We start from the raw sequence: 17193 nt of genomic DNA on the forward strand, positions 1-17193 counted from the left end.
TTAGCCGGTTTCTGCATGAGGGAATCCTCATGCTTAGGAAGAGTTTCCAGAATTACTAAAGAAGTAATTAACATTACAAGTAAAAACCAGAATGGTACTCTAAGCGGCTGCAGATGTAAATATTGCAAAATTAAACCAGCAATAGCTGGACCTAGGCCAAAGCCGATGAGTATCGTTGCTCCTGATAACTTGATAGCTGTACTTACTTTATTAGGAGAAATTTGTTTTATTAAAAATGCAGCGGCAGTACCTGTAAAAGAGCCATATGCAATACCTTCCAATATTCTTGCAGCATACAGCATCCAAACATCAAAACTGCCTAGAAAGAGCAACGTAGAAGCAATAGAAATCCATATACTGCTGCGAAGCACCCTCTTCAATCCCCAGGTGCTCCCTTTGGCTCCTACAACAAGCAAGGTCGGCAGTAGGATAGCGGCATAAACGGCAAACAAAATCGTAATTTGCAGACTATTCAATTGATAATGTTCACTGTACAAAGGAAATAACGGTGTAATAAATGTTGCACAGCAGGACATTATTAGATAAACCCAAAGCATCCTTTTCATTTTAGAATTTCCTACTTTCTTAATTTTATTTTACTTACTAGTTGGTAAGTTGCATTCGTAGAAAAACCGCCTTTTAATTTTTAAAAAGACGGTTTATTTGATTCAGAACTTGGGATCATACATCCTTTCCCAATATACGTTAATATTGCAAAGTACCTCTTATCCATGACAGAAATGTATAAGCCACTGATTCATTGGTAGCGGCAACTCCGAAATCTTCTTTTTTTCAAAAATGATAGTCAATGCTTGCCTTCTTTACGCCCTGTTGTTTGGAGAAATCATCAAAACTTATGGCAACATAACTTTTTTTCGGAATAAGTTCTAGTGCCATATCTAAAATTTGTGTATTGCGATTTCCACTACTGTATTTTAACTTACTAGTAGGTAAGTGTCAAGCCAATAAGAACAGAATTACTCTCCTCTTCCCAGTTCATTGGAGACCGAACTTACCTGCTTTATTCAAATCGACGTTAGAACTTTTTTCTGCTTTAATATATTATTCACCGTCTAATTCTAAAATCTCTACTTGGCACTTTTTATCTTCCTTCTGATTTTTCACCACGAAGGACCATACACGTACTTAAAGCATGTGCAACTAATGAACCACCTTCATCAAATACATCACACTTGATAAGTCCAATCGTCTTTCCTTTCTTTATAACCTCACCTTTTGCTGTAATTTTTTCATTCCAAATCGGTTTCAAATAATTGATTTTAAGTTCAACAGTTGTAAAGGATTCATTCATTTCTAACAAACTTGAAAAGGCCACGCCCATTGCCATATCGGCTAGATCACATAGTATTCCTCCATGGATTGTTCCCATAGGATTTGCATGTTTCTCTGTATTACACTCTAATTCAAAAACTGCTTTACCCTCTTCGATTTGTAACAACTCTGCACCAATTAACTTGGCAATAGGTGGCGGTGGAACCTCGCGATTAATTATTTTTTGCATAGTTAAAATTCTCTCGTTCATATAAATCCCTCCAATAAAAAATATAAACCAGTCTGTTTTCGAAATGGGATAAGAAATAGTGAAATAGTCTCTACAATAGATTCGGAAACAGTCACGACAATTATTATATCTACCATTGAAGGATCTCTTATGATGACAAAGCTTTATAACGACACCATTTATCTAAACCGATCGATAGGATTTTTAAAAGACTACCTTTCAAAATTTGAAACTCGAGAAAGGAATTAAACTCAAACATATAAAGCCTCAGATAACAAAAGGTACGCTAATAGTCAACTTCTTTAGTGGTTACTGTGCATCTACGGCTTAAGGATAAAACGTAAATAAATGCCCCAGAATTCTGAGGCATTTAAGATGATTCTTAGTATTAAAATATAGATTTTTTAGATGTAGGACAAGCTTACATTCCAGAACCTGGTCCTTGATTGGCTTTTACGCTTACAAATAAATAAATTCCAAACCCCTAATTCGATGATTTATTAAACAACCTGAAGAGTAACGTCAATATTCCCTCTAGTTGCTTTTGAGTATGGACAGAATTCATTGGCCTTATGTACAGGTTCTTCTAATTTTTCCTTTTCCACACCAGTCCCTTTTACTTGCAGCGTTACGGCAATTTTGAATCCTTGATCAGCCTCATCTTTTAAGAAATCTACATTTGCCGTTACTTGTGATTCGAATTTGACATGTTCCTGCCTTGCGATGTGTTGTAACGCACCATCAAAACAAGCGGAATAACCGCAAGCGAACAATTGTTCCGGGTTCGTGGCATTTGTGAAACTCTTTCGCTCTTGGGGATCCTGGCATTGCTAAATCGAGTTTTAACTTTCCATCAGAAGATTCAACTCTGCCCTGTCTTCCTCCGGCAGCAGTTGCAGATGATGTGAATAATGGTTGTGTAGTCATCAATTTTCTCTTTTTTTGATGATTATATCTTGCCCTAATGTTCACAAAGAAAGAGCTTATTACCCTTTACTCAAAACTAACCTTTTAAAAGCTAATCGGAAATTTTCCGACTAGCATTTTCAAGAATTTTATTGATTCGCTTTTTTGACCCATTCCGCAACTGAAACTGTACGTTTAGCTTGATGTTTTACAGCTGCCTGAACTTCTTCGATCATTTTCCCATCTTGTTCAACAGTAACACTTGTTCCATAAGGGTTACCACCTGCTACAAAAGTGACTGGATCTGTATAACCAGGAGCTACTACAATTGTACCCCAATAATACATTGTTGTATAAAGTGATAATATCGTTGCCTCTTGACCGCCATGAGGATTTTGTGCCGAAGTCATGGCACTAACTACTTTGTTTACAAGTTTTCCGTTAAACCATAAACCTCCTGTTGTATCCAAAAACTGCTTCAATTGTGCAGGCATATTACCAAATCTAGTAGGACATTGAAAATAATGGCATCTGCCCATTCCAAATCACTTAATGCAACTTCAGGTACTGTCTTCGTTGCTTCAACATGAGCTTTCCAACCCGGATTTCCTTCAATAACTGATTGTGGAGCAAGCTCAGGCACTTAATACTTTTACTTCTGCACCTGCTTCTTTTGCTCCTTCTTCAGCCCATTTTGCTAGTTGGTAGTTTGTTCAACCCATGCTGTAATAAATGACAGCTAATTTTACATTTGACATTGTTTGATTCTCCTTTTCTGATGAATCCCCAAATACTTTGGATAAAAAACCCATTTTAATACACCACCTATTTTCTCTCCTTTTTTTTTATTATTCAATATTTATCTGTTCTTTTAAGAAAGCGTCTAAGCATATCGACCCGGACCAATTAAAGCAATATCAATGAAATAACTCACTTTAATATATCTCAAATTCGAGATAATTTTTTTAAATTAATTTAAACAATTTGTCAACATTTATGCCACCCGCCTTTTGCTAAGTGAATAATCCCTTTGTTGTCACCAATATTCATTGTTGTTAAAGGAAGGACATTGGCTGCAGAAACTACTTCGTTTCCCCGTATTAAAACCGCTCCATCATGCAACGGGTTCCCTGGGTAAAAAATGGATTCCAATAATTTAGGCGTTACTAATACTCCTATTGTTGTTCCTTTTTGAATAATATGCTCCACCGAATCACGACGTTCAACTACAATCAGGGCTCCATGCCTATGTTTCGAAAGCTGCTGAACAGAGGTGGATAGATCTTCATAAGTATCCGTAAAAGATGATAAATAACAATTTAAATAAAATGAAGCGGCAATCATTTCAATTTCATTTAAATGTTCTTTAACATCTTCAAGACTACCCAAAACACAATAATTTTCATTTCCTAGTACCTCTAAATTAGATTGGAGAAAAGAATCAGGTTTTGAATACCATCTTCTAAATACAGTTTCATTGGTGAAAAATCACAATGATTGATTTAATAGCCGCTTTTAAATATAATAAAAATGTAACTAGGTTACTTTTTGTTCACATTGTACTTTTATGTCAATTTTTTTATTTAAAACACAATAAAGTGAGGTAATTAAAATGAACTTGTTAGAATCCAAAGTTATCCAAACAAAGTTAGAGAAAGAAATATTCATAGATCAAAGTTCAAACATAGAATTTAACCGTTTTCATTATCATGAATCTACCTTTCACACTTATGAATTTATGGTTGGCTTAGAATTGATTCGTATAAGGGATAATGAACTTTATGGAACCAAAAAAGCCTACTTTGGAATAAGAATTACAGAAGAAATTCAATCTATAATCATATTTGAGCCGGATCAACAAAGTATTTTTGCCCTCAAGAATAAACAAGAAAACCAAGCTGTTACAGAATTAATTGATTATTTAATAACTAAATCCACCAATTTTAAACAATTGGTAATGGCAATGATCTATAACCTCAAACAAGAAAATGTAGTTTGTGAAAAGGAAATCAAAGAATTAAAAGCAAAACAGGCATTATTAGAAAGATTATTAAATGTCAGGTTTGAAAATGTTATATTTGCAAAACAAATGAAAATTACAGCTTGAGTATATGTAAGATTTTTTATTGATTCGAATTAATTTACATTAGTATGGGGAAAAGCCTAGAAATTAATCAACTTCTTTTCCCCCTATTCATCAATCCTCTTTATTTCTTCCTAAAAAACTTTCTAAATAAACATTCAGACAAAGTAAAGACCCCTTTAATTTTTACAAAGGGGACCCAATTGAGAAATTTTTATGGTGTTTTAAGAAAAAATTCAAACCATAAGGGCTTTCAATTATGAGCTATTAATGTACATTAAATTCTCCCCTCAACATCATCTGGAATGACAAAAGTTTCATAACCTTCTTCATCAGCAAGTGTTTTTAATGCCCCCTTTTGACGATCAGTTGTAGCATAAATACGTTTTTGAACTTCTTCTTTTCCATATTTTTTCTCTAAATAGTCTCGAAAGATACGAAAAGCAATCGCTGGTTCTGTTGTTCGGTTATTAGTGATATTCGACCGTTTCTAGAAAAAGGGGATATTGTTATTGAAGCTGGTAATTCCCATTATAAAGAATCAATTCGCCGTTATAATGAATTAAAAGAACTAGGTGTCAGCTTTAACAACTACAGAGTGTGGAACCATAATCCAAAGAACTCTTGGTCGATCCAATGATTGAACAATTTCCTGATAACTTGATACATCTATAGCTCCGTAACTTTTTATTTCTTCTACCGCACTTGGATTAACATCGAATTCTACTACTTCGTGATGGTGATCCATTAAATTTTGTCCTAAATTTAAACCCATTTTCCCTAAACCAATTAAGCCCACCTCCATTCTATTTCCCTCCAATGAATATAACTATTTTTATTTTGCAGAGTTCTATCTTAAGATTTCTTCAAAAGATTTCTTGCCATATGCACCACATTTTCAGTCGTAAATCCAAATTGTTTCATAACAGCTAGTAAATTGGCTCCTTCTTTTGACATTTAGATACTGACCGTTTAGTATGTATACGCTTACAGTCTTTTTAATATTTTTATAATTTCATAGGTCTATTATATATTTAGCATTAATATGAATCGGGATCTATTCCAAAGGCTTTCTCTTGATTTAGTGTCACAAATTCATGTCAAATCGAATTACACGAAACTTGTGATGTCTTTAAAAATTATCGATCAAGCACATTGCCAATCAATTTGACGAATCATAAATGGGCAGAAATCTGCAAAACTAAGTCGGGAGTGAAGTTGCATCAACGGCTTGTTTTTATTGAAAAAGGAATTTCCTCCCCTGAAAAAGCCGTGATGGCAACTGCCAAATAACATAACCGTTGTCAGCTGGAAATCATGGTAGACAACAAAGAGTGTATGTATGTGTTTGACCGTGTTGTGGAAACCAGGGCATATTTGGCTTTGAAAGATAGAAGGAAAATCCGTCCCATGAAAACAGAATTGTTATTTTCGCAATTGTGAATAAATTTCCAAATTGACAGAGCCACCTTTAATTAGGGATTTAACTTTTAGGCTCTAATTAGGGAAGACAAATAGAGTGAAAATTTAGATATTATTTATGCATCACAAGTGGTAACTGCTGAATCCATTTTAATTTAGCATTTTAAACATGGATTTTTTTTCGCTTACAATATGGGTTCCTTTGTTAATTCTTGTTTTAACTTGATTTTAATATTATTTATGCAAGTACAATAAAGCGCTTGTTCAATTCCTTAGAATTCAAGTAGGTATGTCCTTCCAATGGTTTGTTAATGATGTATGGTTAAATTAACTTAAATTCGTTCTTATTCAACTTTCAGAACAATCTTACCAATGTTCCGATTTTCCTCCATATATTGATGAGCTGCGGCTACATCCTGCCATTTGTAAACACGATCAATAATCGGAAACATTTTTCCATTTGCAAACTTTTCATTCGAAAATGCTTCAAACTTACGAGTTAACTCAATCTTAAAAGACTTACTCCTTGATCTTAATGATGAGCCGATAAATTGTATCCTTTTTTGCAGAAATGCCCCCAAATTCACATTTGCTAATTGTTGCCCCCCTAGTACCCCAATCAAAATCCATCTCCCATCGATACCAATGGATTTGATATTGGCATCCCAATAGGAGGCCCCAATAAAGTCGAGAATCAGTTGGACCCCGCCTCCATTGGTAACTGCATGAACCTTTTTAGAAAAATCCTCTTCTTTATAATTTACAGTATAATTGGCCCCAAGAGCTAAACATCTATCTAACTTCTCAGCAGATCCGGCGGTGATAATGCTGGTTGCCCCTAATTCGTTTGCAATCTGGATAGCAGCTGTCCCGACACCACTTGCTCCAGCATGAATCAGAACATGCTCTCCTGATTTCAATTGGCCTAATTCAACTGTGTTTAAAAAGGCTGTTAGAAAAGCTTCCGGAACGGCAGCGGCTTCCTCAAAACTCATCCCATTCGGTATTTTCATCGCCATCTCTGCGGGAATGACAACTTTCTCTGCGTATCCGCCGCCTGATAACAAAGCATACACACGGTCACCTTCTGTCCAACCGGTCACACCGCTCCCTACACCTTCAATCACACCAGCCATCTCTAATCCAAGAATGTTCGATGCGCCAGGAGGCGGGGGATACAATCCTTTACGCTGCAACAGATCGGCACGGTTAACAGCAGATGCTTTGACTTTTACAAGCAACTCCCCTTCTGTTGGGATAGGATCATGGACATCTCCTATATACAAGTCCTGATTTCTTTTATCCACAAAAACAGCTTTCAAACTGATGACCACCTTTTTTATCATTTTATTTCATTGATTCACTTCTAAACTTTACCAGAAATATTAGTCCAACATGAAGTTAATTTGAGCTGCAATCACAAGTAATATGTAATAAACAAAGGTAAATATAAAGTTATTAATGCATTATTAGTCCATCATTCATTAATTTACTTTAAAAAATCCATTCTTTTATCTTGTACATCTTTAAATAAAAGCATTAAACCATTCAGCCGGCTAAAGTAGCCCGGCTGTATACGTAAGCCGATTGTTGAAGACCTTTAACATTATAAATGAATTATGAAGTCTAGCACATTAGAACACTTAGAGTTTTTCTAAAGCATTTCCTTTAATTCTGGTTCTGAGAATTTTATTTTCTTTGATAAACATTTCGGATGTAATAATGCTTGGCCGTCCCATTGCGACCCCTTGAATAATCTTATAACTGTTCCAAGCATCCTTTAAAGGGTAGAATACTTTGTGCTCGGTTAAATATGCACCTAATGCAGATGCAGCTACACCAGTTGCTGGATCTTCGTCATATCCAGCTCTTTTGGGGAATTGACGTGCCTGGACACACTGCTTACTTTTCTGTTCAATGGCAAAAGGATAAAATCCAGTAGTGTTAAACTCATCACATAATCTCCATAAGTATTCAAAATTAGGTTCAAGTTTATTAAGCGTATCGACGCTTTTTAATGGAATAACCAATTTATAACGAGACGTAGAGACAGATTGAATAGGAAAATCATTTATGTCATTTATTCCTATGTTTAATGCTCTACATATTTCATCTACTGTTGGGTTTACATCCATAAATTGTGGAGAGAATTGTTCCACATTAACATCTAAATTCGATCCATTTACTTCCCATTCAACTTTAATAGGTCCTAACATTGTCTCCACTATAGTCGGTGAATGCTTTATTATACCTCGTTTAACGAGAACTGTAATTGTTCCAATAGTCGCATGGATACACATCTCCATCTCATGTAATGGAACAAAGAAACGAATCTTCAAATCGCAATCAGAACGAGTTGATTTCAAAACAAAGGCTGATTCATGACCAAATTCCTTTGTCATCTTTTGGATTGTATCTGTTGTTAAACCATCTGCATTCAAAACAACAGGACACGGGTTACCTCCACCGTTTTCCAAAGGAAACACGGTTGTATTCACGACTTCATAACTCAATTTTCTAATCCCACCTTAATTAGCTTTAAGCTTTATTATAACACCATTTTTCCTCTCAAAAATTCCTGTTGATATTCAATAAATAGTCCAAAACATCAGAAAGAGCACAATTCTTGCTGTAGAACTTGGAGGGATCACCTATGATTAGAGAATAAAGGTATATTTAGCCTAATTCCTTTTTTGGATTTCACCCTTTTAAAATATTTCGATTCAAAAGTGTATTCCTTAAGTCCCCCAAAACATTAGTTTAATATTAAAAGGGAAAGCCGACCATCAAACTAATAAATTTTACTTTTAAAAGTATTTTTCAACGATACAAGTGGAGATGTCCATTGTGGGTACAGCTCCATTGTATTGCTCATACGAACCGTGGGTATAGAGCCGTGACTCCACCAGCCAGACCTTTCTGAACCTTTCGGCTTAACTCGTCGGCAAGAATTTCATAGCTATCAGCCTGGATTCCGTCGATAGCCATCTTTGCTACGTCAGCAGCATTCAACTTAGGAGCGGTGATGTTAGCAGTCATGTCTGTCTCCATGTACCCGACATGAAGTCCAGCTACGCGTACCTTCTGGTCAGCCAGTTCTAAACGTATTGCGTTGGTGAGAGCCCACTCGGCTGCCTTGGCAGCAGAATATGCTCCTGAATTCACACTACTGAACCAGGACAACACCGAAAGAATGTTTAGAATAGTACCGCCCCCGTTCGAGGCGATCTTCGGTGCGAATGCTCGAACCATTGAAAGAGTTCCGAAAAAGTGCGTATTAAATTCGGTGTGGATGTCCTCCAAACTACCATTGATAAGGGAGGCGCCTGTCGACACCCCAGCATTGTTTATCAGCAGAGTCACGTCTCCCGCTACCTCTGCCGCCGCTGCCACAGAGTTAGAATCGGTGATATCGATTTGCAATGGTTTTGCTCCCGGTAGTTGGATACTATCAGGGTTGCGTGCCCCCGCATAAACAGTAGCACCTCGAGAGATGAGTTCAAGAGCGAGTTGTCGACCAAGTCCTCGATTTGCGCCAGTAACGAGCGCGGTTTGTTGTGAAATATCCATAATAAACATTCTCCTTTCAGATGTTAGAACCACTTTAAACATTAGGACAAACAATTTCTGTTCTATCGAACAAGTTGATGTGTAAACAAAAATACAAAGATCACAATTTAAGATTCCCAATTTGGCCAAGATTGCTTTTGTGGCGCAAAATCTTGGTTGACTACCTTTTTATTATTTAAGAAACGAGATAATCCAAATGTTGCAATACTTGCAAACACAATACTTAACGCACTGAACCATGTAATGGAAGACAATGATATTTGCCCCACAATGATTCCACCAAAACCTGCACCAGCCGCAAAGCCAAATTGCATCATCGATTGGTTCAGACCTAGCAACACATCTGAGGATTCAGATGATAGCGTTGCTAAATTATATTGCTGAGTTGCACCTGATGACCAGCCTGCAAATGACCAGACTGTCAATATAACAAATACAGCAATAATTGAATGTGATATGAATGAAAGCACGACTAAAGATGTTACGTTTACAAGTAACCCTATTTTTAATGTAAAAATGACGCCTCTCTTATCTGCACTTAATCCACCTAGTTTAGAACCAAATAAGCTTGCAACTCCAAGAACTAGTAAAGTAATGCTTACAAGAGAATCACTCATACCTACATTTTTTACAAGGAATGGAGATAAATAAGTAAAAAGAATTCCGTATCCTGTCATTAAAAAGAAGGTGATGGATAATGCTAAAGCAATTTTTGGTTTTTTGAACATAGCAATTTGTCTCGTTAAAGGGATTGAAGCATCACCATTCATTTTTGGTATTGTATTTAAAACAATAAAAATGACAAGTAAAACTAATATTGCGGTACCGATAAATACAAATTTCCAGCTATACGTGGATGTAATAAAACGTCCAATAGGAACGCCAATGATTAATGATGCGGTAAATCCCATGACAACTGTTGCAATTGAACTGGCCTTTTTATTAGCAGGTGCAATCTTTGCAGCGATATTTAAAATTGTAACGACTGCTACACCTGTACTTAAAGCCATAATAATGCGAGCAATTATAAATAATCCATACCCTGGAACAATCACTGAAAGTAAATTTCCTACAATAAAAACAAATAACGCATAGATCAGTAATTTTCGTCTTTCCATTTTAGCCGTTAATACCAGTAATATAGGTGTACCGATGGCATAGGCTAATGAAAAGACTGTAATTAATTGACCAGCCGCTCCAATTGACACTCCTAGAGCCTCTGCCATTTTATCCAAAATACCTGAGATGATGGGTTGTGAAGTACCGACTAAAAAACTTATCAGGGCTAAAATATAAATCTTTGCTGTATTTGACAAGTGAAAATTCCTCCTCAATATCATTATTAATTTCTATATTTCTATATTTATATAAACACTGTAATAATTTACAAAATGAAAGAACCTATTAAACTATTTTTTTATTTCCTCAAGAATTTGTTTCTTTGCTAATTTGACCCTTACATTTTCTTCGCTCATTTCAGTTATTCAGTATTTTTATAAATACTGAAATTTAAATTAAAATTATTCCGCTTTAACATTAAAGTAAAGCGGGAGCGTATTGTGCAAGGACTTCTCGTTGTAAACTGTAATATCTGAAGGTTCCCTCTCTGCGAACTGCTAATAATCCGCAATCGAGTAATGGTTTTAAATGATGCGTCAATGTTGAATTGTTAGGGATTTTTAATTGATTTGCCATTTCCAGGCAAGCTAACTCTGATTGTTGAGTAAGTAATTTTACGATTTGTAAACGAGTCGATTCACCTAGTGCCTTATAGACTTTTACTGCAATATCATCATTCACCGCTAAAAACCTCCTTTCAGCAACCCTTATTTCAGTATTTCTAGAAATATTATATTTAATCAGAGATGCTCTGTCAAGAGAGTTCTTTTCCACTTTTTAATTCAAGGGCTGTTTTCTTCATTTTAGAGTTTTCACTTAAATAAAAAACGCACATTAGGTTAAATATACAAATAGTCACCAAAACATAAAGCCTGTATCTTAGATTACCAAGTAATCATTGATACAGGCTTTATTAATATTCTTTATTTCACAAACCTGAGTAAGGGGCCTATGATTAATGATGCATCGGCTCCAGAACATTTGCGCCAGCCTCTAACGAGCGACTCGGCAATTCTTTGGTATATACTATTCCGCCGTGAATTTGCAGGACACGGTCTACGACTCGATTCCCCATCTTCGTACCGTATAGTTTGGCAAACGACGCATGCTGTTTCGATTCCCATAAACATGAGAATACTAGAAACTTGATGTAAATGAACTAGATGTTTCAGCAACTGTTACCATTTACTTTCCTTTAAATTCAGGCTTCCGCTTCTCTATAAATGCGGCAATGCCTTCCTGGTGGTCTTCGGTTTGCACCATTAAAGTTTGAATCAGCCGTTCCTGTTCCAGGATTTCAGCTAACGAGGCAGTCAATGCCTGGTCGATTAATTTCTTTTGTTTTCCATAAGATTTACCAGGGCCGTACGCCAATTTTAATGCCAGTTTAGTAGTTTCTTCCTGAAGTCTTTCCAATGGATGCAAATAATTGATAACACCCAATTGATTAAGACGCTCTGCCGGAATGGGTTCGGCAGTAAAGAAGAATTGTTTGGCCAAGTGCGGACCGACTAATCTTGGCAGAAAATAAGATCCACCTCCATCGGAGATTAAGCCAACCTGCGAAAAGCTGAGCGCGAATTTACTGTCATCTGCCGCTACAATCAAATCACAGGCCAGTGCCAAATTGAAACCAGCTCCGGCAGCATAACCATGAACGGAAGCAATAATCGGCTTTTCCGTCTCTTTCATCAAAATAATCAACTCATTCACCTTTCCAATATGGTCATAGACGTGAATGCCGCCTCCTGCGCCCATCGATTTTACATCGCCACCGGCGCAAAACGAGCGGCCGGCACCGGATAACACAATGACCTGCACGTCCTCATCGGTTTGGGCATTCTTCAGGGCATCTTTTAATCCCAAAATCATATCCGGGCTGAAAGCATTTAAACTCTGTGGCCGATTTAAGGTTAACGATAAAACTGGACCTAATTTTTCTACAACTAAATGTTCTTGTGTCATAAAAATCTTCCTTTCTTTTTTTTAAAATTTAACTAGCATTATTTAATCAGCCAGCCTCCATCAATAAGCAAATCGGAACCTGTCATATAGGAGGCTTCGTGGGATGCTGCAAAGGCAATCACATTAGCAATTTCTTCGGGCTGGGCTACCCTTTTTAACGCAGTGTTGTTTTCAATGGCGCGGACAAACCGCTCATTTTGCAAACCATTGGCTGTTAAAGCGGTTTCAATAAAACCGGGGGAAACCGAATTCACGCGGATTCTCCAAAGGCGCCAATTCCAGTGCAAGTGCTCTGGTAAAATTGATTACAGCGGCTATGGCAGCACTATAATGAGGAATTTCGGCTCCGGCTTGATGCCCTGACAGTGAGGCTACATTGACGATTGCCCGTTATGCTCTTCGTGTTTCGCTCCTTGGACAATGACACTTCGAAGCGCTTTTGATACTAAGAATACGCTTTTTAGATTGACTGCCTGAACATCATTGCATTCTTGTTCGGATATTTCCAGGTTTTTCGTATACTGCGAACTCCATCATTATGGAATACATGCTGCCATATTTTAAACCGTCTCTGTATTAGAGCTACCAGTTTCGGCCGGACAACCAATTTCCCCCGTGTTTTACGAGTCGCCTATAAATTCAATGCTTCAGGCAGTGCTTCGAATGGATATTCCTGGAACATAATCGGACTTATCGCCCCGTGCTCGTATAAGTCCAAAAGTTCCTAGTGGGCAATCATCACTTGTTCCGGCATTAATTTTCGGAACAGTCCCCAATGAACGCCGACAATCGAATCATGAATATTGTTTGGGGCCAGATCTAATGTAGAAGCGCGTGTCATGCCAACAACTGCTGCTTTACTTGTGTGACAAGGGAGACAAACGCGATCGGCAATGAACGAGTAAATCGGCGATGTGTTGATAATCACCCCCTTCAGACTCCGTCATCGCATTCCCGGCCGCTTGGACCATTAAACACACCATGCTGATTGATATTGATCGTCCGCAATATTTATATAAATATATATTTATACAAATACCAAATTTACCTAAATATCTCTCGCCGACCGACCTGATGGGCTTCGGTCAGTTTGCCAGCTTCGTACAATTCTGGCAATGGTTTTTTGGAAAACTTGCCAATACTCGTTTTAGGAATTTCTGTCTTTCTCAAGTAAAGCTGTTCGGGCACGGTACAGCATCGTTTTGAGAAGAAGTGGATAAATCATCATCTGAGTTGTAACCTACTATCTTTAGATACTAACCGTTTAGTATGTTTGCGCTTACATATCATAATATTTTTAATAATTTTATAAATTTATAGGTCTATTAAATTTTCCAAATTAAAATTTGTTAAATACGAAAATACTGGTAGTGAATGTCCATGAGCAATTGTTCTTTGGAGCCAAAATAATAATAAAAGTCCCTTTTGTCACGCCGTTCAAATGACATGCATCGAGATCTATTCTAAAGGCTTTTTCATGGGAGGAAATTCTTTTTCCCATAAAAACAATTTCATTTGAAAATGCTTCAAAATTACGAGTTAGCTCAATCTTAGAAGACGAACTCCTTGATCTTAATGATGAGCCGATAAATTAATTCCTTTTTTATCATGTCATTTTATTTATTCACTTCGGAAATTTACAAGAAATATTAGTAATTATGAAGTGAATCTGAGCTGCAAACACAAATAATATGTAATAAACAAAGGAACATATAAAGTTATTTTTTTATGTTCCTTCAAAAAAATTCAAATTGAATTGTCAATAAACGTAAGTTTTTAATGTCGGTTTATCCATGATAAGTTGGCTTACCCGTTCATGAAATCCGGGAAAAGTGATCAGTATAGTCTACAATTTTATACCAACACCCTTTACTTTGGAGTGGAAGGTTGTTGGAATGTAATCTGCTATTTAACAGTAAGATTGCTTACTTGTTTCATAAAATCGGCGAAAAAGTCCTTACCAAGCACACGTTGGTATTGAAGAACCCCTTTACCAGCAGCCAAAATCATTAGGGCAAGAGAATCAACATCGACTGAAGACTGAAGTTCACCTTGCTCCTGTATTTCCCGGAGTATATTCGTAATAATTAGTAGTTCCTTTTCGCTTATTTCCTTTACCTTTTTCTGCATTGCCTCAGGCAAAGATTCAAAATCTGTTTGTAAGGACGAGATTGGGCAAATGTCATAACATCTAAAGCGTTCCATTCTGTCCGTAAAAAAATTCTTTAGCTTCTCTTTTGGCGATATAGAGGCATTACTATTCGAAAACCTATCCAATCGTTGCATGATCTTATCGGTAATCGCCGCTCCTAGATCCTCCTTTTTCTCAAAATGATAGTGAATGCTTGCCTTTGTGACACCCAGTTGTTTGGAGATGTCATCGTAGCTAAACGCTACATACCCTTTTTGTTGAATCAACTGCATTGCTAAATCTATTATTTGTACTTTTCGATTTTCCATAGTGCAATTCTAACTTACTAATAGGTAAGTGTCAATACCTCCATAATGTTACTGGCCACTTTTTATTTACCAAATCTATTTTTCCTCAATTGTTCATTTATTTCGCTATCTCGCCCGCGCTTTTTCCGTAATGTTACCCCTCGAAGACTCGGACCGACGGACGGATAGCATGTACCAGAGTATCATGAATAACGAGAAAATACATACCGCAATTAAAGCGCCGTACACATTTTCATAGGCACGGACCAGCGAATTCTTTTGTTGAAATTCGAGTAATATACCGCAAACCGCAACGGAAAACGAACCGCCGAAAAACTGGATGAGCTGCATGAGTCCCATGCCTGAGCCGATCAAATTGGTCGGCAAAATACGTGACGTTTCGTAATTTAACGAAGCTAACGTTACAGAGGTCGCGGGCGAGAAGAATAGGTACCCGAACAATATGACAGTCGATGATGTGCCTAGGTCCGCACAAAAGGCAATCAAAACGAGAGCTAAAATCCCATGCCCGAGAATTAGAAACCGCACACTGCCGTACTGGTCGATCCAGCGTCCGATGAAGAACGTGAGAAAGGCTGATAAAACGGCGCCTGGTCCGATAGTAAAGCCGATAGCCAACGGAGATTTGCCAAATAGATTAGCAAGTGCCAGTGGCATTAAAAACAAGTTACCGATATTCAGCACCATAAGGAAGAAACCGACAACAAGCAATTTCCGGTACATTGGCTTTGCTAAGAGTTCCGGGTTGATAAACGATTCTTTCGTGCATTTAAGGTGCCAGATATGGGCAGCAATCGATAACAATCCGGCTGCCAGCCAGACGGCTGATCGTTGCGTTACGGCGATCAGAAGAGTCACCGCATGGACGACAGTCAGAAAAGCGCCGGTTATGTCAAACCGGAAAGGCTTTGGCTCCTCTTTGGGGAGCAGGCGCACCAGAATCGGGAGAAGAGCAAGTACAAGGCAAGAGACGGCAAATAACCATTTCCAGCCGATGTACTCGCTGATCATCCCCCCGACAATTGGCCCGAGTCCAAATGCCATTGCAGTTCCCGCCGAAATCATAGAAATGGCTCTGCCTCGCCTTTCATAAGGAATATACCGGCTGGCTAAAACGAGGCCAAGTCCCGGCATTACGCCGGCGCCGGCGGACTGCGCAATCCGAGCTATAAGCAGAGCTTGAAAATTCGTCGCGAAGATACCGAAGACTGAAGAAAGCCCCATTATCATGAGTCCAACCAACAGCAATCTTCGAATCGGCAGTACGTCGGAGAGTCTGCTGTAAATCACCGTTGATAATGCATATCCTATCGAGTAACTTGAAACAATCCACGATCCAAGAGCCGCCGAAACCCCGATATCCCTAATGATGCTCGGAATGGAGACGTTAAACATCGTTGTGTTCATCATGACGATGAACAGTCCGAACGTCCATACTGGCATAACGATTTTGTCATTCATGTTGATAGCTCCTAACCGAGGCTAAACCCATCCATTGATAGATTGGGTCTAATCCCGTTAATTTCTACAATTACCTTCGATTTCCTTATAAAGTCTCGCTACGCGTAAGTGCCACCGGTATGGCCCAAATGTCCTTTAATATGTGGGAAAAGTAAAACTTAAGCTTTTTTCTATTCTAGAGCTTTAAATTAATGTATTAAGATGCTTCTTAGCATCGTATTCTTCCAATTCTTTCCCATTTTTTAAACGATGAAGAAAATCAGGATTAGAAATGAATGGACGTCCGAAAGCAGCGACATCAATTATTCCTTCTTCAATCGCCTGATTCGCCATTTCTGGATTTAATGTACCTACCCCAATAATCACACCATCCCAGTATTTTCGGACTAATTGATGCATCGTTTTTCCATTTGCAAGCACACGATCAAATTGCATAATCGATGGGTGAATCATGGTTGCACCCGCTTCCTTAAATGCCTCAACAAATGTACGAATAGCCATTTCTGGATCTTCCCACATGTAATTTGGTATATCTGCTTTATGAGCAGAGAATCGGATCATTGTTCGTTCTGTACCGATTGTGTCGACAACTGCTTTAATTACTTCTTTCATGAAGGTTAATCTTTGAGCAAGGTCACCACCATATTCGTCTGTCCGATGATTGGTTATATCTGAATTAAATTGG

At 37.7% G+C, this 17193-nt stretch carries 15 protein-coding genes and 9 pseudogenes; 4 read left to right on the forward strand and 20 right to left on the reverse strand.

Going from position 1 to position 17193, the window contains the following annotated elements; all coding sequences use genetic code 11:
- Both KW850_RS31045 and KW850_RS31050 read right to left on the reverse strand, forming a co-directional pair.
- The coding region (locus tag KW850_RS31045; protein WP_218351503.1) for an MFS transporter at positions 1-566 on the reverse strand (566 nt) is incomplete at its 3' end.
- A gap of 536 nt (positions 567-1102) precedes the next feature.
- Entirely contained in the window at positions 1103-1543 is a 441-nt protein-coding gene (locus KW850_RS31050) for a PaaI family thioesterase (protein WP_218351504.1), read from the reverse strand.
- Between KW850_RS31050 and KW850_RS34445 the strand changes: the two genes are divergently transcribed.
- Positions 1544-1771 carry a TetR family transcriptional regulator C-terminal domain-containing protein gene (locus tag KW850_RS34445; protein WP_374226404.1) on the forward strand — a complete coding sequence of 76 codons (228 nt, stop codon included), beginning with the start codon at positions 1544-1546 and terminating at the stop codon, positions 1769-1771.
- A gap of 251 nt (positions 1772-2022) precedes the next feature.
- Here KW850_RS34445 and KW850_RS31055 read toward each other — a convergent pair.
- From KW850_RS31055 to KW850_RS31065, 3 genes and pseudogenes are all read right to left on the reverse strand, one after another.
- Positions 2023-2449, reverse strand: a pseudogene (locus KW850_RS31055) (organic hydroperoxide resistance protein).
- A gap of 128 nt (positions 2450-2577) precedes the next feature.
- Positions 2578-3186 (reverse strand): annotated as a pseudogene (wrbA, locus tag KW850_RS31060) (NAD(P)H:quinone oxidoreductase).
- 229 nt (positions 3187-3415) lie between these two features.
- Positions 3416-3817 carry a diadenylate cyclase gene (locus tag KW850_RS31065; protein ID WP_256358561.1) on the reverse strand — a complete coding sequence of 134 codons (402 nt, stop codon included), beginning with the start codon at positions 3815-3817 and terminating at the stop codon, positions 3416-3418.
- A 223-nt stretch (positions 3818-4040) separates the two neighbouring features.
- On the opposite strand from KW850_RS31065, the gene KW850_RS31070 reads away from it, so the two are divergent.
- Positions 4041-4535 carry a hypothetical protein gene (locus KW850_RS31070; RefSeq protein WP_218351505.1) on the forward strand — a complete coding sequence of 165 codons (495 nt, stop codon included), beginning with the start codon at positions 4041-4043 and terminating at the stop codon, positions 4533-4535.
- Positions 4536-4794: 259 nt separating this feature from the next.
- Here the strand turns inward: KW850_RS31070 and KW850_RS31075 are convergent.
- Positions 4795-4974: pseudogene (locus KW850_RS31075) on the reverse strand (glucose-6-phosphate isomerase); the annotation flags it as partial.
- On the opposite strand from KW850_RS31075, the pseudogene KW850_RS31080 reads away from it, so the two are divergent.
- Positions 4975-5097: pseudogene (locus KW850_RS31080) on the forward strand (NAD(P)-binding domain-containing protein); the annotation flags it as partial.
- Between the two features lie 3 nt (positions 5098-5100).
- Here KW850_RS31080 and KW850_RS31085 read toward each other — a convergent pair.
- Positions 5101-5316 (reverse strand): annotated as a pseudogene (locus KW850_RS31085) (NAD(P)-binding domain-containing protein); the annotation flags it as partial.
- A gap of 240 nt (positions 5317-5556) precedes the next feature.
- Here KW850_RS31085 and KW850_RS31090 point away from each other — a divergent pair.
- Positions 5557-5867, forward strand: a pseudogene (locus KW850_RS31090) (IS4 family transposase); the annotation flags it as partial.
- 410 nt (positions 5868-6277) lie between these two features.
- Here KW850_RS31090 and KW850_RS31095 read toward each other — a convergent pair.
- The 13 genes and pseudogenes from KW850_RS31095 to KW850_RS31150 form a co-directional block, all read right to left on the reverse strand.
- Positions 6278-7255 (reverse strand): NAD(P)H-quinone oxidoreductase, encoded by a 978-nt coding sequence (locus tag KW850_RS31095; RefSeq protein ID WP_218351507.1) that lies wholly within the window; start codon positions 7253-7255, stop codon positions 6278-6280.
- A 321-nt stretch (positions 7256-7576) separates the two neighbouring features.
- Positions 7577-8446 carry a PhzF family phenazine biosynthesis protein gene (locus tag KW850_RS31100; protein ID WP_218351508.1) on the reverse strand — a complete coding sequence of 290 codons (870 nt, stop codon included), beginning with the start codon at positions 8444-8446 and terminating at the stop codon, positions 7577-7579.
- Positions 8447-8804: 358 nt separating this feature from the next.
- The gene (locus KW850_RS31105) at positions 8805-9503 is read right to left on the reverse strand and encodes an SDR family oxidoreductase (protein WP_218351509.1); all 699 of its coding nucleotides are present in this window, start codon (positions 9501-9503) and stop codon (positions 8805-8807) included.
- Positions 9504-9610: 107 nt separating this feature from the next.
- Complete coding sequence (locus KW850_RS31110) at positions 9611-10819, reverse strand: MFS transporter (protein ID WP_218351510.1); 1209 nt, start codon at positions 10817-10819, stop codon at positions 9611-9613.
- Between the two features lie 220 nt (positions 10820-11039).
- The gene (locus KW850_RS31115) at positions 11040-11303 is read right to left on the reverse strand and encodes an ArsR/SmtB family transcription factor (protein ID WP_218351511.1); all 264 of its coding nucleotides are present in this window, start codon (positions 11301-11303) and stop codon (positions 11040-11042) included.
- Positions 11304-11628: 325 nt separating this feature from the next.
- A pseudogene (locus KW850_RS33725) lies at positions 11629-11727 on the reverse strand (acyl-CoA dehydrogenase family protein); the annotation flags it as partial.
- An 80-nt stretch (positions 11728-11807) separates the two neighbouring features.
- Entirely contained in the window at positions 11808-12587 is a 780-nt protein-coding gene (locus tag KW850_RS31125) for an enoyl-CoA hydratase/isomerase family protein (protein WP_218351512.1), read from the reverse strand.
- Between the two features lie 38 nt (positions 12588-12625).
- Positions 12626-13096, reverse strand: a pseudogene (locus tag KW850_RS31130) (SDR family NAD(P)-dependent oxidoreductase); the annotation flags it as partial.
- A gap of 215 nt (positions 13097-13311) precedes the next feature.
- The gene (locus tag KW850_RS33730) at positions 13312-13515 is read right to left on the reverse strand and encodes a Rossmann-fold NAD(P)-binding domain-containing protein (protein WP_256358562.1); all 204 of its coding nucleotides are present in this window, start codon (positions 13513-13515) and stop codon (positions 13312-13314) included.
- Between the two features lie 433 nt (positions 13516-13948).
- A pseudogene (locus KW850_RS34450) lies at positions 13949-14022 on the reverse strand (TetR/AcrR family transcriptional regulator); the annotation flags it as partial.
- Between the two features lie 470 nt (positions 14023-14492).
- Positions 14493-15047: a TetR/AcrR family transcriptional regulator gene (locus KW850_RS31140; protein ID WP_218351513.1), complete on the reverse strand. Its 555-nt coding sequence runs from the start codon at positions 15045-15047 to the stop codon at positions 14493-14495.
- A 105-nt stretch (positions 15048-15152) separates the two neighbouring features.
- Positions 15153-16508 carry an MFS transporter gene (locus tag KW850_RS31145; protein ID WP_218351514.1) on the reverse strand — a complete coding sequence of 452 codons (1356 nt, stop codon included), beginning with the start codon at positions 16506-16508 and terminating at the stop codon, positions 15153-15155.
- Positions 16509-16691: 183 nt separating this feature from the next.
- On the reverse strand, positions 16692-17193 hold a 502-nt coding region (locus tag KW850_RS31150; RefSeq protein WP_483862196.1), incomplete at its 5' end, for an oxidoreductase.

The organism is Bacillus sp. sid0103 (assembly GCF_019219025.1).